At 67.0% G+C, this 19,503-nt stretch carries 13 protein-coding genes; 8 read left to right on the forward strand and 5 right to left on the reverse strand.

What is annotated here, in order from left to right; all coding sequences use genetic code 11:
* Positions 1 to 4: 4 nt before the first annotated feature.
* The 8 genes from SSKA14_RS10160 to SSKA14_RS10195 all read left to right on the forward strand — a co-directional run bounded on the left by SSKA14_RS10160 (position 5) and on the right by SSKA14_RS10195 (position 11,138).
* Positions 5 to 2,284 (forward strand): thiamine pyrophosphate-dependent enzyme, encoded by a 2,280-nt coding sequence (locus tag SSKA14_RS10160; RefSeq protein WP_008267754.1) that lies wholly within the window; start codon positions 5 to 7, stop codon positions 2,282 to 2,284.
* A gap of 3 nt (positions 2,285 to 2,287) precedes the next feature.
* Positions 2,288 to 4,231: an asparagine synthase (glutamine-hydrolyzing) gene (gene asnB, locus SSKA14_RS10165; protein WP_040007413.1), complete on the forward strand. Its 1,944-nt coding sequence runs from the start codon at positions 2,288 to 2,290 to the stop codon at positions 4,229 to 4,231.
* 66 nt (positions 4,232 to 4,297) lie between these two features.
* Positions 4,298 to 4,858 (forward strand): NAD(P)H-dependent oxidoreductase, encoded by a 561-nt coding sequence (locus SSKA14_RS10170; RefSeq protein WP_008264531.1) that lies wholly within the window; start codon positions 4,298 to 4,300, stop codon positions 4,856 to 4,858.
* Positions 4,859 to 5,071: 213 nt separating this feature from the next.
* Positions 5,072 to 6,502, forward strand: coding sequence for a replicative DNA helicase (locus SSKA14_RS10175; protein ID WP_005410278.1), 1,431 nt, complete (start codon positions 5,072 to 5,074; stop codon positions 6,500 to 6,502).
* 174 nt (positions 6,503 to 6,676) lie between these two features.
* Positions 6,677 to 8,920: a TonB-dependent receptor gene (locus SSKA14_RS10180; RefSeq protein ID WP_008265014.1), complete on the forward strand. Its 2,244-nt coding sequence runs from the start codon at positions 6,677 to 6,679 to the stop codon at positions 8,918 to 8,920.
* Positions 8,920 to 10,509 (forward strand): alkaline phosphatase D family protein, encoded by a 1,590-nt coding sequence (locus SSKA14_RS10185; protein ID WP_008265602.1) that lies wholly within the window; start codon positions 8,920 to 8,922, stop codon positions 10,507 to 10,509. Before SSKA14_RS10180 ends, SSKA14_RS10185 begins: the two co-directional genes overlap by 1 nt.
* 168 nt (positions 10,510 to 10,677) lie before the next feature.
* Positions 10,678 to 10,890 (forward strand): hypothetical protein, encoded by a 213-nt coding sequence (locus tag SSKA14_RS10190; RefSeq protein ID WP_008266700.1) that lies wholly within the window; start codon positions 10,678 to 10,680, stop codon positions 10,888 to 10,890.
* The gene (locus tag SSKA14_RS10195; protein WP_040007415.1) at positions 10,887 to 11,138 is read left to right on the forward strand and encodes a hypothetical protein; all 252 of its coding nucleotides are present in this window, start codon (positions 10,887 to 10,889) and stop codon (positions 11,136 to 11,138) included. Before SSKA14_RS10190 ends, SSKA14_RS10195 begins: the two co-directional genes overlap by 4 nt.
* A 113-nt stretch (positions 11,139 to 11,251) precedes the next feature.
* Here the strand turns inward: SSKA14_RS10195 and lpdA are convergent, their stop codons facing one another.
* The 5 genes from lpdA to SSKA14_RS10220 all read right to left on the reverse strand — a co-directional run bounded on the left by lpdA (position 11,252) and on the right by SSKA14_RS10220 (position 19,331).
* Complete coding sequence (gene lpdA, locus SSKA14_RS10200) at positions 11,252 to 12,688, reverse strand: dihydrolipoyl dehydrogenase (RefSeq protein ID WP_008264626.1); 1,437 nt, start codon at positions 12,686 to 12,688, stop codon at positions 11,252 to 11,254.
* A gap of 63 nt (positions 12,689 to 12,751) precedes the next feature.
* A complete protein-coding gene (gene sucB / locus SSKA14_RS10205; protein WP_008265271.1) occupies positions 12,752 to 13,951 on the reverse strand; it encodes a dihydrolipoyllysine-residue succinyltransferase in 1,200 nt (399 codons plus the stop codon).
* Between the two features lie 40 nt (positions 13,952 to 13,991).
* Positions 13,992 to 16,823: a 2-oxoglutarate dehydrogenase E1 component gene (locus tag SSKA14_RS10210; RefSeq protein WP_006453251.1), complete on the reverse strand. Its 2,832-nt coding sequence runs from the start codon at positions 16,821 to 16,823 to the stop codon at positions 13,992 to 13,994.
* 186 nt (positions 16,824 to 17,009) lie between these two features.
* Entirely contained in the window at positions 17,010 to 17,906 is an 897-nt protein-coding gene (locus tag SSKA14_RS10215) for a GNAT family N-acetyltransferase (RefSeq protein ID WP_008267892.1), read from the reverse strand.
* A 9-nt stretch (positions 17,907 to 17,915) separates the two neighbouring features.
* Positions 17,916 to 19,331, reverse strand: coding sequence for a cupin domain-containing protein (locus SSKA14_RS10220; protein ID WP_008264599.1), 1,416 nt, complete (start codon positions 19,329 to 19,331; stop codon positions 17,916 to 17,918).
* Between the last annotated feature and the right edge of the window lie 172 nt (positions 19,332 to 19,503).

The following is a 19,503-nucleotide window of genomic DNA, read 5'->3' on the forward strand; positions in this document are numbered from 1 at the left end:
TTCGATGTTTGCTGTGGTTCCAGATCCGATTCCCGCGCGCATGCGCGTGCTCAACCGCGCCGACGTGTGCGACGCCAATTTCCTCGATGCGGTACGTGGCTGGCATGGTACCCCGCGTCAGCGGCCGACACCGGAGGCGGCGATCCTGCCTGGCAGCACGCTCACCGCCGCGGCGTTTGCCGAACTGTTCGATTCGCAGCTGGCCAGCCGCCAGCTGGACCTGATGGCACGCGTGCTGCGTGTGCAGAACAAGGTCTTCTACACCATCGGTTCGTCCGGCCACGAGGGCAACGCGCTGCTGGCGCGGGCCAGCCGGCATACCGATCCGGCGTTCCTGCACTATCGCTCGGGCGCCTTCATGGTCGAGCGTTCGCGGCAGGTGCCGGGCATCGATCCGTTGCATGATGCCGCGCTGTCCTTCGCCGCCAGTGCCGATGATCCAGCCAGCGGCGGGCGCCACAAGGTGTGGGGCAGCAAACCGCTGTGGGTATTGCCGCAGACCTCGACGATCGCCTCGCACCTGCCGAAGGCGCTGGGGACCGCGCTGGCCATCGAGAGTGGCAAGCGGCTGGGGCAGCCGCTGCCGATCCCGGCCGACAGCATCGTGCTGTGCTCGTTCGGTGATGCCTCGGCCAACCATGCCACGGCGCAGACCGCGTTCAACACGGCGATGTGGTCGGCCTACCAGAAGCTGCCGGCACCGGTCCTGTTCGTCTGCGAGGACAACGGCCTGGGCATCTCGGTGAAGACGCCGGACGGCTGGATTGCCGAGCGCTTCAGCCGCCAGCCCGGGCTGGACTATTTCTTTGCCGATGGCCTGGATCTGGCGGTTGGCCACGCACAGGTGCAGGCCGCAGTGGAGCACTGCCGGCGTACCCGGCGGCCGACCTTCCTGCACCTGCGCACCACGCGCCTGATGGGCCATGCCGGTACCGATTTTGAAGTGGAATGGCGTGCGTTGCCGGAGCTGTGCGCGGCCGAGGCGCAGGACCCGTTGCTGCGCTCGGCGCAGATCGCGATGGAGTCGGGTTGGATGGATGCCGCCGCCATCGAGGTGGCCTACGAGACGATGCGCGCGCGCTGCATGGCCGCCGCCGCCGAGGCCGAAGGCCGCCCGAAGCTGCAGTCGCTGCAGGACGTGATGGCGCCACTGGCGCCGTACACGCCGGCGGCGGTACTGGCCGAAGCCCGGCGCGAGGTGCTGGACGAAGCGCGCGAGACCCTGTACGGCGGTGCGGAGGCCTTGCCCGAGCGGCAGGCACCGCGGCATCTGGCGATCCAGATCAACCATGGCCTGCAGGAACTGCTGGCCAAGTACCCACAGAGCCTGCTGTTCGGCGAGGACGTGGCGCAGAAGGGCGGGGTGTATACGGTCAGCAAGGACCTGCTGCGCCGGTTCGGCCCGCGCCGGGTGTTCAACACCCTGCTGGACGAAACCATGATCCTGGGCATGTCCCAGGGCCTGGCCAACATGGGCATGCTGCCGATCCCGGAAATCCAGTACCTGGCCTACCTGCACAACGCCATCGACCAGGTGCGCGGCGAAGCCTGCTCGCTGCAGTTCTTCTCCAACGACCAGTTCCGCAACCCGATGCTGGTGCGGGTGGCCGGGCTGGGCTACCAGAAGGGCTTTGGCGGCCATTTCCACAACGACAACTCGATCACCGCGCTGCGCGACATCCCGGGCCTGGTGGTCGGCTGCGCGTCGCGCGGCGACGATGCGGTGATGATGCTGCGCACGCTGGCGGCGCTGGCGCGGGTTGATGGGCGGGTAGCCGTGTTCCTCGAGCCGATCGCGCTGTACATGAGCAAGGACCTGCACGAAGCGGGCGATGGCCAGTGGCTGTTCGACTACCCGGCGCAGGGCCAGGCGCTGGTGCCGGGCGAGGGCCGCGTCTACGCAGCCGACGCCGGGGACCTGGTGGTCTTCACCTATGGCAACGGCGTGCCGATGGCGCTGCGTGCGGCACGTGCGATCGAGCAGCAGCTGGGCTGGCAGGTGCGGGTGGTCGACCTGCGCTGGCTGGTGCCGCTGGATGCCGGCTTCATTGCCGCACAGGCCGCCAGTGCACGGCGGGTGCTGGTGCTGGACGAGGGGCGGTACAGCGGCGGGGTGGGCGAGGGCGTGGTCACCGCGCTGGTCGAGGCCGGCTTCGGCCACCTGCCGCTGCGCCGGGTCTGCGGTGCCGATACCTATACCCCGTTGGCGGGTGCAGCAATGTTCGGGCTTCCAAGCGACAATGCAGTGATTGGCGCCGCCCTTGAACTGGCGCAGGAACCCTGATGCATGTGTGGATTGGCGGGAATGTTGTTGCCGGCGCCCGTGGCGTCGGCCGAGGTGCTGCAGGCGCAGGTGCTGGCCATGGGCGAGGCGCTGCACCACCGCGGGCCGGATGATGGTGGCCGCTGGGTCGATGCCGGGGCCGGCATCGCGCTGGCGCACCGCCGCCTGAGCATTCTCGACCTGTCCCCGCTGGGCCACCAGCCGATGGCCTCGGCCGACGGTCGCTATGTGATGGCCTACAACGGCGAGGTCTACAACTTCGCCGCGCTGCGCGCCGAGCTGGAACCGCTGGGCCATGCCTTCCGTGGCCACTCCGACACCGAAGTCCTGCTGGCAGCGATCCTGCAATGGGGCTTCGAAGACACCCTGCAGCGCTGCAACGGCATGTTCGCGATCGCCCTGTGGGACCGCCAGGAACAGTGCCTGTGGCTGGCCCGTGACCGTGTCGGCAAGAAGCCGCTGTACTACGGCTGGGCCGGCGACACGCTGGTGTTCGGTTCCGAACTGAAGGCGCTGTGGCAGCATCCGGCATTCGACAACGACATCGACCGCGATGCGCTGACCCTGCTGCTGCGGCTGGACTACATCCCGGCGCCGCACAGCATCCACCAGCGCTGCTACAAGCTGATGCCGGGCCGCCTGCTGCGCCTGGATGCAGCGACCGTGGCGGCCGGTGCGGCCGCGCACCGCCCGGAACAGGCGCAACGTCCTTTCTGGGATGCGCGGGCGCGCATGCAGGCGGCGTTGGCGGCGCCGTTCCAGGGCCGTATCGAAGAGGCCGAGGAACAGCTGGATGGCCTGCTTCGCGATGCGGTGGCGCTGCGCATGGTGGCCGACGTACCGGTAGGCGTGTTCCTGTCCGGCGGCACCGATTCGTCGCTGGTGGCGGCGCTGATGCAGGCCCAGAGCGGGCAGCCGGTGCACAGTTTCAGCATCGGATTCACCGGTTCGGGCCACGACGAAGCGCCTCTGGCCAGGGAGCTGGCGACGCACCTGGGCTGTGACCACACCGAGTTGTACGTCAGCGGTGCCGACGCGCTGGCGGTGGTGCCGCAGTTGCCGGCGATGTTCGACGAGCCCTTCGCCGATGCCTCGCAGGTGCCGACCGCGCTGGTCGCGCGCCTGGCGCGGCAGGGCGTGACGGTGGCGCTGTCCGGTGACGGCGGCGATGAACTGTTCTTTGGTTACACCCGTTATGTGCGCGCGCTGCGCAACTGGCAGATGCTGGGCCGCGTGCCGGGGCCGCTGCGGCGCTGGATGGGCGCGCGTTCGCAGCAGCAGGGCGAGGCCTCGCGTACCGGTGGCCTGGCCGCACTGCTGGCCGAGTCCGGTGCACGCGGTATCGGCGATGTGTACCGCAACCGCATCTCGCGCTGGCGCGACCCGGCCGCAGCGATACCGGGGGCGCAGGCGGCGGGCAGCTTCTACGACCTGGCCGACCCGCTGCACGGCGCCGGCACGCCGGCCGACGCGATGATGCTGGCCGATTACGTGACCTACCTGCCGGATGACCTGCTGTGCAAGGTCGACCGCACCTCGATGGCGGTCAGCCTGGAGGCGCGCGCGCCGTTGCTGGACTGGCGCGTGGCCGAGTTCGCGTGGTCGCTGCCGCTGGGCTTCAAGCGCAGTGAAACCACCAGCAAGGTGCTGCTCAAGCGTGTTCTTGGCCGCTACGTGCCGCAGTCGATGGTGCACCGGCCCAAGCGCGGTTTCGGTGCGCCGGTCAGCGACTGGCTGAAGGGCGACCTGCGGCCGTGGGCCGAAGACCTGCTGCAGCCGGCGCGGCTGGAACGCGAAGGCGTGCTGTCGGCGGCGGCGGTGCAGCCGCTGTGGCAGCAGTTCCTCGGCGGGCAGCGCAAGTGGCATACCCACCTGTGGAACGTGCTGATGTTCCAGGCCTGGCAGGCGCATTGGCGGCAGGCGCGGGCGGGCGTGACCGGCCGCTGATCTTCACCGGGGCGCACGGGGCCGGCGACTAGGCTGGGCCTCCCGCACCGTGAGGAGTATGTCCCGATGTCCATCCCCACCATCGCCGTGTTCGTTGGCAGCCTGCGCAAGGACTCCTGCAACCGCAAGCTGGCCCATGCGCTGGAGAAGATCGCCGGCCAGCGTGCACGCTTCCAGTACGTGCAGATCGGCGACCTGCCGCTGTATGACCAGGACTTCGATGGACACTATCCGCCGCAGGGCACGCGGCTGAAGGACCAGGTCCGCGCCGCCGATGCGGTGCTGTTCGTGACCCCGGAATACAACCGGTCGGTGCCGGGCGTGCTGAAGAACGCCATCGACATCGGCTCGCGACCGTATGGTGACAGTGCGTTTGCCGGCAAGCCGGCGGCGGTGATCGGCGCCTCCATCGGCCAGATCGGCACCGCCGTGGCCCAGCAGCACCTGCGCAACAGCCTGGCCTTCCTCGACATGCACGTGCTTGGCCAGCCCGAGGCGTTCATCCACTTCAAGGACGGCCTGATCGATGCCGACGGCACGATCCACAACGAGGGCACGCAGAAATTCCTGCAGGGCTACGTGGACCGGTTCCTGTCGCTGATCGCGGTGCACGTCAAGGGCGATTGACGCCAGCGGCCGTCGCCCCCATCTGCGATAATGGCCTGCTCGGGTGCCGCAATGGTGCCCGTCGCAGGCAGCGCGACGCCCCCACGCCAGTCTGGCCAGGCACCGGCGGATATCCCCCGTTTCTCCACGGCTTATCCACAGGCTTGTCCATGGCCGCCGGGGTCGGCGCATGCCTACACTCGTCTGGTCCACTTTTGCAGGAAACACCGCAGCATGTCCGCCCGTTCCGGCTTCCGTTCCAACCGCAGAGAGCGCGGCGATGGTTTTGATCGTGATCGCGACGAATCGCGCATCGATCAGCTGCGGGTACCGCCGCATTCGGTGGAGGCCGAGCAGGCGGTGCTGGGGGGCCTGATGCTGGCGCCGGAGGCGTATGACCGGGTCAACGACCAGCTGACCGAAGGCGATTTCTACCGCCGCGATCACCAGATGATCTACCGCGCGATCCGCGAGTTGTCCGAGCGCGAACGGCCGTTCGACGCGGTCACCCTGGGCGAGTGGTTCGAATCGCAGGGCAAGCTGGAGCTGGTGGGCGACGGCGCCTACCTGATCGAGCTGGCCAGCACTACGCCGTCGGCGGCCAACATCGTGGCCTACGCCGAGATCGTGCGTGACAAGGCGGTGCTGCGGCAGCTGATCCAGGTCGGTACCGACATCGTCAACGACGGTTTCCAGCCCGAGGGCCGTGACAGCAGCGAGCTGCTGGCTTCGGCGGAAAAGAGCGTGTTCGCCATCGCCGAGCAGGGCGCACGTGGCCGTACCGATTTCGTGGCGATGCCCGGCGCCCTGAAGGACGCGTTCGAGGAACTGCGCAACCGCTTCGAGAACGGCGGCAACATCACCGGCCTGCCGACCGGCTACAACGACTTCGATGCGATGACCGCCGGCCTGCAGCCGACCGACCTGATCATCCTCGCCGCGCGCCCGGCCATGGGCAAGACCACTTTCGCGCTGAACATCGCCGAGTACGCGGCGATCAAGTCGAAGAAGGGCGTGGCGGTGTTCTCGATGGAAATGTCGGCCTCGCAGCTGGCGATGCGCCTGATTTCCTCCAACGGCCGCATCAACGCGCAGCGCCTGCGTACCGGCCAGCTGGAAGACGAGGACTGGAGCCGCGTCACCAGTGCGATCAAGATGCTGAAGGAAACCAAGATCTTCATCGACGATACGCCGGGCGTGTCGCCGGAAGTGCTGCGTTCCAAGTGCCGCCGCCTCAAGCGCGAGCATGACCTGGGCCTGGTGGTGATCGACTACCTGCAGCTGATGAGCGTGCCCGGCAACAGCGAAAACCGCGCGACCGAAATCTCGGAAATCTCGCGTTCGCTGAAGGGCCTGGCCAAGGAACTGCACGTGCCGGTGATCGCGCTGTCCCAGCTCAACCGCTCGCTGGAAACGCGTACCGACAAGCGCCCGGTAATGGCCGACCTTCGCGAATCGGGCGCAATCGAGCAGGACGCGGACATGATCGTGTTCATCTACCGCGACGACTACTACAACAAGGAAAATTCGCCGGACAAGGGCCTGGCCGAGATCATCATCGGCAAGCACCGTGGTGGCCCGACCGGCTCGTGCAAGCTGAAGTTCTTCGGTGAGTACACGCGTTTCGACAACCTGGCCCACGACTCGGTCGGTTCGTTCGAATAACCGTAGTGCCGGCCGCTGGCCGGCACTCACCCCACGGCTGGCAGACCATTCGAAACGCCAAACTTCCGTACGTGGCGTGTAAATGACATGTAACGCGCCGCTTCTACGATTCCGCCGCTGCTGCCCTTTCGACGCCGCCCTTCGGCGTCCAGCGTGCCCAAGGAATCCGCCCCCATGCCGTCCCACGCTCCGCTTCGCCGCAACCTGCTGGCCCTGCTGGTCTGTGCCTCGCTGCCGTCGCTGGCCGCTGCTGAAACCGCTCCCGCCACCGACGCGCAGTCGGCCACCACGCTCGACTCGATCTCGGTGATCGGCCGCGGCGAAGCCCGCCAGGTGCAGCGCGTGACCGCCGAGGACATGAAGGTGCTGCCGCCCGGCGCCAATCCGCTGAAGCTGCTCGCGACCAAGCCGGGCGTGCATTTCGAATCGGCCGATGCCACCGGCGCCTACGAATGGTCCACCACCATCAGCCTGCGCGGCTTCAACCAGAACCGCCTCGGCTATACCCTCGATGGCATTCCGCTGGGCAACATGGCCTATGGCAACAGCAACGGCCTGCACATCAGCCGCGCAGTGATCAGCGAGAACCTCGGCGGTGCCGAAGTCTCCACTGGTATCGGCGCGCTGGGTACGCCGTCCACCAGCAACCTCGGTGGCGTGTTCCAGTTCTATTCGATCGATCCGTCCACCGAATATGGCGTGGTGCTGGCGCAGGGCTTCGGCAGCGACAGTGCGCGGCGCAGCTATGCGCGCCTGGAGACCGGTGAGCACCAAGGCTTTGCCGCCTACCTGTCCGGTGTGTACTCAGAAGGCGACAAGTGGAAGGGCAAGGGCTCGCAGGAACTGAAGCAGTTCAACAGCAAGGCGACCTACAACTTCGGTACAGACAGCAAGATCACCGCGTTGTTCAATGTCTCGCGGCGCGTCGAAGCGGACTACCAGGACCTGTCGCTGGAGATGATCGATCGCCTCGGCTGGGACTGGGACAACTACGCGCCGGACTGGGATCGCGCGGTCGCCGCCGCACGTGGCACATTCAGCGGCGGCGTCAACAGCCCGTGGGATGCGTATTACTCCGGCCATGGCCTGCGCAACGATGACCTGTCCAGCATCGCCGGCGATTTCGGCCTGAACGAATCGATGCGGCTGAAGGTCAACGTCTACAACCACAGCAACCGTGGCCAGGGCCACTGGTTCAGCCCGTCCAATCCGTCCAACCCGGGTACCAGCCGCGAGATCCCGATCTCGATCCGCACCACCGAATACGCGATCGACCGCACTGGCGTGACTTCGGCATTCACCTGGAATGTCGGCGGCCACGAACTCGAGGCCGGCCTCTGGTACGAGGACAACGGCCACAGCGTGCAGCGCAACTTCTACTACATCGACGGCCCGATCACCGACGACTTCTTCCTGCGCAATCCGGACCAGCGCGTGTGGCACCAGCGCTACACCACCATCACCCGCCAGTTCTATGTGCAGGACCGCTTCCGCCTGTTCGATGACCGCCTGACCATCGACATCGGTGCGAAGTCGCCGCACACCCGCACCAGCGTGCGCACGCCGCTGGGCAGCTATGCCAACAACAGCAGCCTGACCGCGAAGAAGGGCTTCCTGCCGCAGGCCGGCTTCAACTTCAAGCTCAACGAAGGCAACGAGATCTTCGGTTCGTTTGCCAAGAACATCGCGGCCTATGCGCTGGGCGTGGGCAGCCCGTTCAACGTGCCGCAGGCCGCCTTCGACGCCAGTGCGCAGAACCTGAAGCCGGAGCAGTCGCGCACCATCGAGCTGGGCTGGCGTGGCTACGGCCAGGGCTATGAAGCCTCGGTCGCGGTGTATGACGTCAAGTTCGACAACCGCCTGCTGGCGATCGCCCAGTGCGTGGGCATCCTCGGCTGCCCGGCGCTGTTCTCCAACGTCGGTTCGGTGACCAGCCGCGGCGCTGAGGCGACCCTGCAGCTGAAGCCGATGCAGGACCTGGCCTGGTCCAACGCGCTGTCGTGGAATGACAGCACCTACGACAACGACTACGTGAACAACGGCGTGGTGCCGACCCGCGGCAAGAAGACCGTCGACACCCCGGAATGGATGTTCGCCAGCACCCTGGCGTGGACCCCGGGCCCATGGGACATGCGCCTGTCGGCCAACCATGTCGGCAAGCGCTACGTGACCTACACCAACGATGTGTCGGTGCCGAGCTACTGGTTGGTCAATGCCTCGGTGGCTTATGACTTCGGCACGCTGGGCCCGGCGCAGAACCTGACCGTGGCGCTGAACCTGACCAACCTGACCGACAAGCGCTACCTGTCTTCGATCAACACCAACGGCACCTACGCTGCCGACCCGACCCGCAGCCTGGCGACCATGCAGGTCGGCGCGCCGCGGCAGGTGATGGCCACCGCCACCGTGCGCTTCTGATGCGCGGGCCTGTCGATCCGGAAAGCCGTCGTCGCCTGTTGCGCATGGCGTGGCAGGGCACGGGGGCGGCGATCGCGCTGGCGGCGATGCCGGGGCTGGCCACGGCCGGCCCACGGCCGCGGCTGGGGCGTGATCCGTTCACCCTCGGCATTGCCGCCGGTGATCCGGATCCACAGGGGGCGGTGCTGTGGACGCGGTTGGCCCCGGACCCGCTCAACGGCGGCGGCATGCCGTCGCGGGCGGTGCCGGTGCGCTGGTTCGTGGCCGAAGACCCGGGCATGCGCCGGCTGGTGCAGCGCGGCGTCGCTGCCGCAGTGCCGGAGCTGGCCCATTCGGTGCACGTGGAAGTCAACGGCCTGCGCCCGGGCCGCGACTATTACTATCGATTCGCCTGCGATGGCGACGAGGAAAGCGCGGTCGGCCACTTCCGCACCGCGCCGCGGCTGGACATGCAACTTCAGCAGCTGCGGCTGGCGCTGTGCACCTGCCAGGCCTGGAACAGTGGCTACTATCCGGTGCTGCGCGACATCGCACAGAGCGATGTCGACCTGGTGCTGCATGCCGGTGACTATCTGTACGAATACAGCCCGCTGCAGAACGCACGCGGGCGCACCTTGGATGCCGAGCGCTTCAGCGGCGAGACGGTCAGCCTGGAGCGCTACCGTGACCAGTACGCGCTGTACAAGCTCGATCCGGATCTGCAGGCTGCGCACGCCGCACATGCGTTCGCAGTGATCTGGGACGACCATGAGGTGCAGAACGATTACTCCGGCATCCATCCGGAGAAGCCCGGCGTGTCGATCGAGGACTTCATCGTGCGTCGCGCCGCGGCCTACCGTGCGTTCTACGAACACCTGCCGATGCGCAGCACGCCGTCGAGTAATGGTGGCCTGCACGTGCACCGTCGCCTGCGCTACGGCGATCTGGCACAGCTGACGCTGCTCGACTGCCGCCAGTTCCGCCCGGCCAATCCCTGTGGCGTCGGTGAGTCACCACGCTGTGACGCCGCACTGGACCCGCGCATGAGCATGCTCGGTGCGGGCCAGGAAGCGTGGTTCGCGCAATCGATGGCCGCCGCGCAGGGCACGCGCTGGAACGTGGTGGTGCAGCAGCTGCTGATGGCGCAGCTGCGGCTGGACGGTGGCACGCCGCGCGAGCGTTTCTGGAACGACGCCTGGGATGGCTATCCCGCTGCACGCAAACGCTTGCTGCAGGCGCTGCAGGCAGGCGGGCAGGGCAACGCCATCGTGCTCGGTGGCGACTGGCATTCCACCTTCGTCAACGACCTGAAGCTGGATTTCGACACGGCCAATGCCCCGGTGGTGGCCACCGAGTTCATTGCCCCGGCGATCAGCAGTGGCGGCGACGATACGCCCTATGGCCCGTACTACGGTCCGTCGATTCCGCAGAACCCGCATATCCGCTATTTCGATGGTGATCGTCGTGGCTGGTGGAGGCTGCAGCTGAACCGGCAGACGGTGGACGCCGAGCTGCGCTTCGCCGACAGCGTGCTGCGCGCCGATGCGCCGGTACGTACGGCCGCGCGCTTCCAGGTGACCCATGGCCGCCCGGGCGCAGTCCCGGTGTGAATCCGTCCGGTAGTGCCGGCCGCTGGCCGGCAACCTCCTGAATCTCCGGTTTCCCCACCACCGGTTTCATCGCCCCCAGCCCGGTTTCGTCGCAAACCGTTTGCGGGCAGCGAGGGCGGGGCGCCATGGTGTCCACAGGCGGCGGGGTGCCGCCCCAAGGAGACCGTGATGAAGACCCTGTTCGCGCTCGGTGTGTGGTGCCTGCTGTTCGTGCTGTGCTGGCCGCTGGCGATCCTCGCCCTGATCGCCTGGCCGTTGGTGTGGCTGCTGAGCCTGCCGTTCCGCCTGGTCGGCATCACTTTCTCGGCGCTGTTCGCGTTCCTGCGCGCGCTGTTCATGCTGCCGGCGCGCCTGCTCGGTGGCGGCCCGGTGACGGCATGAGGTCCGTGTTGCTGGCCACGCTGGCGCTGGTTGCGCTGCCGGCGCTGGCTACACCGGCGGTGCCGCCGTCGTCTGCCTGGCTCGAGCGCCAGCAGACCGCGGCAGCCGACGAAGCGGATGCTGCAGCGGCGGCGACACCGAAAGCCCGCGAGCGCTGCCGGGTGGTGAAGGAATGGAAGGCCGGCGATACGGTTGTGCAGCACAAGGTCTGCGACGACCCACCGAAGAAGCCGGCTGGAAAGGTGTAGCGCGGAGCCTTTGCTCGGCTCCCCGCGAAAAAGATCAACAAAAAACCCCGCCGAGGCGGGGCTTTTTGATTGCTGGAGTGTGCCGGCCAGCGGCCGGCACTGTCAGCGAACGATCAGTTCGCCTTGTGGATGGCGCGCTTGCTGACCGCCATCGCCGCGTCGTGGATCACTTCCGAGAGCGACGGGTGGGCGTGGCAGATGCGGGCCAGGTCATCGGCCGAGCCGCTGAACTCCATGGTCAGCACGCCTTCGTGCACCAGCTCGGAGACGTTGGCGCCGACCAGGTGCATGCCGAGGATGCGATCGGTTTCGGCGTGGGCCAGGATCTTCACGAAGCCTGCCGGCTCGATCATCGCCACGGCACGGCCGTTGGCGGCGAACGGGAAGCTGCCGGCCTTGTACGGAATGCCTTCGGCCTTCAGCTGCGCTTCGGTCTTGCCGACCCAGGCCAGTTCCGGCTCGGTGTAGATGACCCACGGGATGGTGTCGAAGTTGACGTGGCCCGGCAGGCCGGCGATCAGCTCAGCCACCGCGATGCCTTCCTCGAAGCCCTTGTGCGCCAGCATCGGGCCGCGCACGCAGTCGCCGACCGCCCACACGCCGTTGACGCCGGTGTGGCAGTGCGCGTCGACTTCGATCTGGCCGCGCTCGTTGATCTTGACGCCGGTGCCTTCGGCCAGCAGGCCCTTGGTGGCGGCGCGACGGCCAACGGCCACCAGCAGCTTGTCCACGGTCAGGGTCTTTTCGCCTTCGCTGTCGGTATAGGTGACAACGACTTCCTTCTTCTTGCCCTTGCCGGTGATTTCGGTCTTGGAGACCTTGGCACCGAGGCGGATGTCCAGCCCCTGCTTCTTGAATTCCTTGGCAGCAGTCTTGGCCACTTCGGCGTCGGCGACGGCCAGGAACTCCGGCAGTGCTTCCAGGATGGTGACTTCAGCGCCCAGGCGCTTCCACACGCTGCCCAGTTCCAGGCCGATCACGCCGGCGCCGATCACCGCCAGGCGGTTCGGCACTTCGGTGAAGTCCAGGCCGCCGACGTTGTCGACGATGGTCTCGCCGTCGAACTTGGCGAACGGCAGTTCGATCGAATCCGAACCGGCCGCGATGATGACGTTGGTGCCCTTCAGCTCGACGATGGAACCGTCATGCTGGGTGACCTTGACCACGTTGCCCGGCTGCAGTTCGCCGAAACCGTAGTAGGCGGCGACCTTGTTGGCCTTGAACAGCATGCCGATGCCACCGGTGAACTGCTTGACGATCTTGTCCTTGCGGCCAACCATCGCCTCGACGTCGATCTTGGCATCCTTGAAGCTGATGCCATGGTCGCCAAAGATGTGGCCCATGTTCCAGAACTGGCGCGAGGAATCCAGCAGCGCCTTGGACGGGATGCAGCCCACGCGCAGGCAGGTGCCGCCCAGGGCCGGCTTGCCGTCCTTGCCCAGCGCTGCGTCGATGCAGGCGGTCTTCAGGCCCAGCTGTGCCGCGCGGATGGCAGCGTGGTAACCGGCCGGGCCAGCACCGATGACGACGACGTCGAATTGTTCAGCCATTGAATTATTCCTTGATGCATTACCAGAACCCCTCCGCGCAGGCGCGGAGGGGCGGGAGGTGTCTTACAGGCCGAACAGCATGCGGCCCGGGTTTTCCAGCTGGTTCTTGATGTCCACCAGGAACTGCACCGAATCCTTGCCGTCGATGATGCGGTGGTCGTAGGACAGCGCCAGGTACATCATCGGCGCGATCACGACCTGGCCGTTCTGGGCGATCGGACGCTCCTTGATGGCGTGCATGCCCAGGATGGCGCTCTGCGGCGGGTTGATGATCGGGGTCGACAGCAGCGAACCGAAGGTGCCGCCGTTGGTCACGGTGAAGGTGCCACCCTGCAGTTCTTCCAGGCTCAGCTTGCCGTCACGCGCCTTCTTGGCGTAGTCGGCGATGGTCTTCTCGATGTCGGCGAACGACATGCGCTCGACGTTGCGCAGGACCGGGGTGACCAGGCCCTTCTCGGTCGAGACGGCGATCGAGATGTCCGAGTAGCCGTGGTAGATGATGTCGTCGCCGTCGATCGAGGCGTTGACCAGCGGGAAGCGCTGCAGCGCGTTGGCGGCGGCCTTCACGAAGAAGCTCATGAAGCCCAGCTTGATGCCGTGGGCCTTGACGAACTCGTCCTGCAGTTCCTTGCGCGCCGCCGACACCTTGGACAGGTCGACTTCGTTGAAGGTGGTCAGCATGGCGGTCGAGTTCTTCGACTCCATCAGGCGCTCGGCGATGCGCTTGCGGATGCGGGTCATCGGCACGCGCTCTTCCGGACGTGCGCCACCGGCCTTGCCAGCGCCGCCGTTGCGGGCGAAGTTGACGATGTCTTCCTTGGTCACCGCGCCGCGGCGGCCGGTGCCGTCGACGTCGGCCGGGTTCACGCCTTCAGTGATGGCGGTGAAGCGGGCGCCCGGCGGCAGCGCGTCGGCGGCCGACTTGGCAGCCGGAGCCGGAGCGGCAGCAGCCGCCGGAGCCGCAGCGGCCGGCGCGGCCTCAGCCTTCTTCTCTTCAGCGGCCGGGGCCGGGGCAGCGGCCACGGCGCCTTCTTCGATGATCGCCACGACCTGGCTGGAGGTCACGGTCGAGCCTTCGGCGAACTTGATTTCCTTGAGCACGCCGTCGACCGGCGACGGCACTTCCAGGACGACCTTGTCGGTTTCCAGGTCAAGCAGGTTTTCGTCGCGCTTGACGGCGTCGCCCACCTTCTTGTGCCAGGTGGCGATGGTGCCGTCGGCGACGGATTCGGGCAGTACCGGGGCTTTGACTTCGGTGGCCATTGCGGGAGCTTCCTGGTTTGTCTTCTAAATAGGGGGAGGATTATTCAGCGAACGTGTCGTTGAACGGGTTGACCAGTGCGTCGGCGACCAGCTGCTGCTGTTCGCGGACGTGGTCAGCCATGTGACCGGCAGCCGGCGAAGCCGAACGTGCGCGACCGGCGTAGTGCAGGTTCTGGCCATCGGCCAGGCAGAACTGCAGGTGGTGGCGGATCTGGTACCACGCACCCTGGTTCTGCGGTTCTTCCTGCGTCCACACCACGTCGGTGGCCTTGCCGTACTTCTTCAGTTCGGCGGCCAGCAGCGCACGCGGGAACGGATACAGCTGCTCCACGCGGATGATCGCCACGTCGTCCTGGCCACGCTTGGTCTGGTCTTCCAGCAGGTCGTAGTAGACCTTGCCCGAGCACAGCACCACGCGCTTGACCTTCTTGGCGTCCGCGTTTGCGTCGCCGATCAGGTGCTGGAACTCGCCGTTGGCCAGTTCGTCCAGGGTCGACACGGCCAGCTTGTGGCGCAGCAGCGACTTCGGCGACATCACCACCAGCGGCTTGCGGGTGGTCAGGTGCAGCTGGCGGCGCAGCATGTGGAAGGCCTGTGCCGGGGTCGACGGCACCACCACCAGCATGTTCTCCAGCGCGCACAGCTGCAGGAAGCGCTCCAGGCGCGCCGAGCTGTGTTCCGGGCCTTGCCCTTCATAACCATGCGGCAGCAGCAGGGTCAGGCCGGAAATACGGCCCCACTTGGCTTCACCGGCGGCGATGAACTGGTCGATCACCACCTGGGCGCCGTTGGCGAAGTCGCCGAACTGGCCTTCCCAGATGCACAGCGTGTTCGGATCGGTGGTGGAGAAGCCGTACTCGTAGGCCATCACCGCTTCTTCGCTCAGCAGCGAATCGATGACGGTGGCCTTTTCCGGCGAATCCACCAGCTGCCGCAGCGGCATGTAGTAGTTGTCGGTCTTCTGGTCGTGCAGGATCGCGTGGCGGTGCGTGAACGTACCGCGGCCGACGTCCTGGCCGACCAGGCGCAGTGCATGGCCTTCGTCGAGCAGGGTGGCGTAGGCCAGGTTCTCGGCAAAGCCCCAGTCGCCCGGGATCTCGCCGGCGGCCATCTTGCGGCGGTCGTCGTAGACCTTGGCCACGCGCGAGTGCAGCTGCACTTCGTCCGGCACGGTGTTGATCAGCTTGGCCAGCTCGACCAGCTTGTTCTTCTCGACCTTGGTCGAGACCGGATCGGACAGCTTGCCTTCCAGCAGCTTCGGCCAATCGACGAACAGCGGGCTGCTCGGCGGGGTCTTCTCGACCTTGGCCAATTCGGTGGTCACTTCACCGGCGTCCAGCTTCTCGCGGTAGGCATCGACCATCGCCTTGCCGGCGCCAGCGGCGATCACGCCCGCCTTTTCCAGCTGCTCGGCGTACATCTCGCGGGTGGTGGCGTGCTTGCGGATCACCTGGTACATCAGCGGCTGGGTGATCGCCGGCTCGTCGGCCTCGTTGTGGCCCCAACGGCGGTAGCACATCAGGTCGATGACCACGTCCTTGGCGAACGTCTGGCGGAACTCGAAGGCCAGCTGTGCGGCGAACACCACCGCTTCCGGATCATCACCGTTCACGTGCAGCACCGGAGCGGCGATCATCTTCGCCACGTCGGTGGCATAGCGCGTGGAGCGCGTATCCAGCGGGTTGGAGGTGGTGAAACCGACCTGGTTGTTGACCACGATGTGCACGGTGCCGCCGACGGCGAAGCCGCGGGCCTGCGACATCTGGAACAGTTCCATGACCACGCCCTGGCCGGAGAAGGCCGCGTCGCCGTGGATCAGGATCGGCATCACCTGCTTGCGCGCGGTGTCCTTGCGGCGCTCCTGGCGCGAACGCACGGAACCGGCCACGACCGGGTCGGCGATTTCCAGGTGCGAGGGGTTGAAAGCCAGCGCCAGGTGCACCGGGCCGCCGTCGGTGGCGACGTCGGCCGAGAAGCCCATGTGGTACTTCACGTCACCGGCCGAGGCGTGCTCGTCGTGCTCGAACTTGCCTTCGAATTCGTCGAACAGCTTGCGCGGGTTCTTGCCCAGGGTGTTGACCAGCACGTTCAGGCGGCCGCGGTGGGCCATGCCGATCACCACGTCCTTGACGCCATCCTTGCCGGCGCTGCGGATGATGGTGTCCATCATCGGGATCAGCGAGTCGCCGCCTTCCAGCGAGAAGCGCTTCTGGCCGACGTACTTGGTGTGCAGGTAGCGTTCCAGGCCCTCGGCCGCGGTCAGGCGCTCCAGGGTGCGGCGCTGGGTGTCAGCGTCCAGCTGGTAGTTGCCGCCGGCCGCTTCCAGCTTCTTGTAGATCCACTGGCGCTGCTCGACCTCGGAGATGTGCATGAACTCCGCACCGATCGAGCCGGTGTAGGTCGCCTTCAGGCGCGCCAGCAGGTCGCGCAGCTTCATGCGCGGCTGGCCACCGACGCCGCCGGTGCTGAATTCGCTGTTGAGGTCGCCATCGGACAGGCTGTGGAACGGCAGGCCCAGGTCCGGGGTGTTGACCGGCGTGGTCAGGCCCAGCGGGTCCAGGCGGGCGTCCAGATGGCCGCGCGAGCGGTAGGCGGTGATCAGACGACCGACATTGCGCTCACGCTCGTCGCCCGCACCGTTGCCGGTGCCGGCTTTCAGCGCATCCTTGGCCGCGTCCGCAATGTGGGAGATGACGGCCGAGTGCGGAATGTCACCTGCTTCGCGGCCCTTGAAGCCGTCGAAGTAGGTTTTCCATTTGGGATCGACACTATCCGGGGAGACCAGGTACTGCTCGTACAGGTCCTCGACATAGGAGGCGTTGCCGCCGGCGAGTTGCGAAGATTGCGCAAACTGCTTCAGTTGATTGTCCACGATGGAGGGTGTTGATTCGCTTTGTGGGGTATGGCTTCAGAAGGACCCGGCAGGAAGATGAATAGCCCTGCGCGGGCGCGTTCAAACAGCCAAATTGTACCCCCAACCGGACACGAAGGGGCGCCGCCCGAGGCATCGCAGGTCCACCGGTGCCGCTTCCAGACAGGTTGAGGCAGCCCGCTCCGCTCAGAGGCCGAGCGCGCGAAGTTCGCTGCAATCGCGCGAACGGTCCCAGACACGCTGCAATTGCTGCTCGAACGGCTGCGAACGTGCCGGTAGCGCGATGCCGGCCTCGCCGTCGAGGCGGTGGCCGATCAGACGAAAGTAGAAGTCGCCGGCATCGTTGAGCATGCACGCCGAGGCCAGCGCACGGTCGATCGGGTCGGACACCTCGCGGATCTGGATCACGCTGGGCAGGCGCTGGGCCAGCGCCAGCAGGGGCGCTCCGGCCGAGGCGATCGCCGCCGCATCGTGCACGATCACCCGCAGCTGCTTGTCGTGGCGGGCGGTGACGAATCGGCGCAGGGCGGCCTGCACGGGCGGAGTGTCGAGCAGGCCCGGGTCCAGCTGGCGGCTGTGCAGCCACAGCTGGCGACGGGCGCGATGGACGATGGCGGTGGTGATGTCCACTGCTTCGGCGCGGCTGTCGATGGCGCTGGCCGCGCCCAGCCGGCGGCGCATCTGCTGGTGGCCGATGCCCGCTTCTTCAAACACATCGCCCTCGGGCAGGAAACCCTGGCGGGCATAGAACGCCCGGGCTGGCAGCTGGGCGTGCAGGTGCAGTTCGGCCAGGCCGAGCCGGCGCCCGGCCTCGACCAGAGCCTCCAGCAGCGCCTGGCCGACCCCATGGCTGCGATGGCTGGCCAGCACCGCCATGCGGCCGATGCGTCCATCCGGGGTCAGCCGGCCGGTGCCGACGGGTTCGCCGTCGGCATCCAGCGCCAGCACATGGGCGCTGACCGGGTCCAGCGCATCGCGTTCCAGCTCGGCGGCGATGCCCTGTTCCTGCACGAACACGCGCTGGCGCACGTCATGGATCGCAACGTGGGCGTCGGCGTGGCTGACCTGCTGGACCCGGATCATCGCGATGGCTCAGGCGCGGCCGGTATCGCTGTCGTCTTCCTCGTCGTCCTCGAAGTTGACGATGACCTCGATGCCGTCGTCGTGCACGGTCACGGTGTGGACATCGTCGGACACCGCGTCGTCGTCGATCGCATCCACGCGGTCACGGCCTTCGACCACCTCGCCCAGCACCACGCTGTCCTCGCCGTCGTCCTCGTCTTCGGCGTCATACAGCTCGTTGGGGTCGATCAGCTGGAACACGCCGCCGACCAGCAGCCGCTGAACCACGGCACGGCCCTTGTCGGACAGGCCGCGATAGGCCGCGGCGTCGAGCTGCTCGGCACCGGCCAGGCGCTGCGCGTCCTTCACCGGCAGCGCGAAGTCCTGGCCGCTGACGTAGAGGCTGGCACCGCGCTTGGCCCGACGCCAGGCCAGGCGTGCCCACGGGTGGCGCTGCAGCAGCAGGCCCGAAGCCAGGGCCTGGACCACTTCTTCCGCTGCCGGTGCGGCCTGGTGGGCCATCACTTCGCCGGCGGCGCGGTAGGTGGTGATGAAGCGGCCGAACCAGTCGCCCAGCTTGTCCGGGTCGTTCATTCGGATGGCATTGAGCGCGGTGATCACCCGGGCCATCGCCACGGTGTCGATCTCGTTCGGGTCGGCCGGGACTTTCAGGTCGGCATCCTGGTAGCGGATGTTCTCGTCGGCATCGGCGATCAGGGTATCCAGGTAATCGCTGATCAGCTCGGCCGAGGACGGCGCGCGCATGCCGAACGAGAAGGTCAGGCACGGGTCTTCAGCCACGCCGTGGTGCGGCACGTTCGGCGGCAGGTACAGCATGTCACCGGGCGCCAGCACCCAGTCGTGGGTCGGCTTGAACACCTTCAGCAGCTTCAGTTCCACGTCCGGACGGAAGCCCAGCGGTGGCTGCTTGCCCTTGATCGATTCGCTGGCGTCGATCTGCCAGCGGCGATGGCCATGGGCCTGCAGCAGGAACACGTCGTACTGGTCGACGTGCGCGCCAACCGAGCCACCGGTGGCAGCGAAGCTGATCATCACGTCATCCATGCGCCAGCGCGGCAGGAAGCTGAAATGCTCGATCAGCGCGCGCACGTCCTTGTCCCACTTGTCCACGTCCTGCACCAGCAGGGTCCAGTCGTGGTCGGGCAGGGCGGGGAAGACGTCTTCCTGGAACGGGCCGGTGCGCACGCGCCAGCCATCCTGGGCCTTGTCATGTTCGATCAGGCGCGCCAGCACGCCTTCTTCGCAGGCCAGGCCCGCCAGGTCTTCCGGTTGCACCGGGGTCTGGAAATCCGGGAAGGCATTGCGGATCAGCAGCGGGCGCTTCTGCCAGAAGTCGCGCAGGAAGGTGGCCGGGGCCATGCCCAGCGGCTGGCCGGGGCGGGCGGTGACTTCGATCAGGGGGGCGGAGGACTTGCGGGCGGCCATGGGGGAATCCTTGCAGCAGAAAGCGGGAGGGCGGCACGGCGGGCCGCCTGAGGCCGCCATTGTCCGCCGTTCGTGGGGATTGCGCACGTGCGCGGGTTTGTCGCGGGGGTTCCGGCCAACGGCGGAGCCCCTCGTGGCGGTCAGGCTCACAAGCAAAAGCCGCGCTTGGCCG

It is taken from the genome of Stenotrophomonas sp. SKA14, from assembly GCF_000158575.1.
In the GTDB taxonomy this organism is placed as follows: Bacteria; Pseudomonadota; Gammaproteobacteria; order Xanthomonadales; family Xanthomonadaceae; genus Stenotrophomonas; species Stenotrophomonas forensis.

Bases quoted from the DNA above. Each gene is read 5' to 3' on its own strand.
- SSKA14_RS10190 (WP_008266700.1), top strand. From the start codon at position 10,678: ATGAAGACCCTGTTCGCGCTCGGTGTGTGGTGCCTGCTGTTCGTGCTG.
- sucB (WP_008265271.1), bottom strand. From the start codon at position 13,951: ATGGCCACCGAAGTCAAAGCCCCGGTACTGCCCGAATCCGTCGCCGAC.
- SSKA14_RS10180 (WP_008265014.1), top strand. From the start codon at position 6,677: ATGCCGTCCCACGCTCCGCTTCGCCGCAACCTGCTGGCCCTGCTGGTC.
- lpdA (WP_008264626.1), bottom strand. From the start codon at position 12,688: ATGGCTGAACAATTCGACGTCGTCGTCATCGGTGCTGGCCCGGCCGGT.
- SSKA14_RS10185 (WP_008265602.1), top strand. From the start codon at position 8,920: ATGCGCGGGCCTGTCGATCCGGAAAGCCGTCGTCGCCTGTTGCGCATG.
- asnB (WP_040007413.1), top strand. From the start codon at position 2,288: ATGTGTGGATTGGCGGGAATGTTGTTGCCGGCGCCCGTGGCGTCGGCC.
- SSKA14_RS10195 (WP_040007415.1), top strand. From the start codon at position 10,887: ATGAGGTCCGTGTTGCTGGCCACGCTGGCGCTGGTTGCGCTGCCGGCG.
- SSKA14_RS10160 (WP_008267754.1), top strand. From the start codon at position 5: ATGTTTGCTGTGGTTCCAGATCCGATTCCCGCGCGCATGCGCGTGCTC.
- SSKA14_RS10170 (WP_008264531.1), top strand. From the start codon at position 4,298: ATGTCCATCCCCACCATCGCCGTGTTCGTTGGCAGCCTGCGCAAGGAC.
- SSKA14_RS10175 (WP_005410278.1), top strand. From the start codon at position 5,072: ATGTCCGCCCGTTCCGGCTTCCGTTCCAACCGCAGAGAGCGCGGCGAT.
- SSKA14_RS10215 (WP_008267892.1), bottom strand. From the start codon at position 17,906: ATGATCCGGGTCCAGCAGGTCAGCCACGCCGACGCCCACGTTGCGATC.
- SSKA14_RS10220 (WP_008264599.1), bottom strand. From the start codon at position 19,331: ATGGCCGCCCGCAAGTCCTCCGCCCCCCTGATCGAAGTCACCGCCCGC.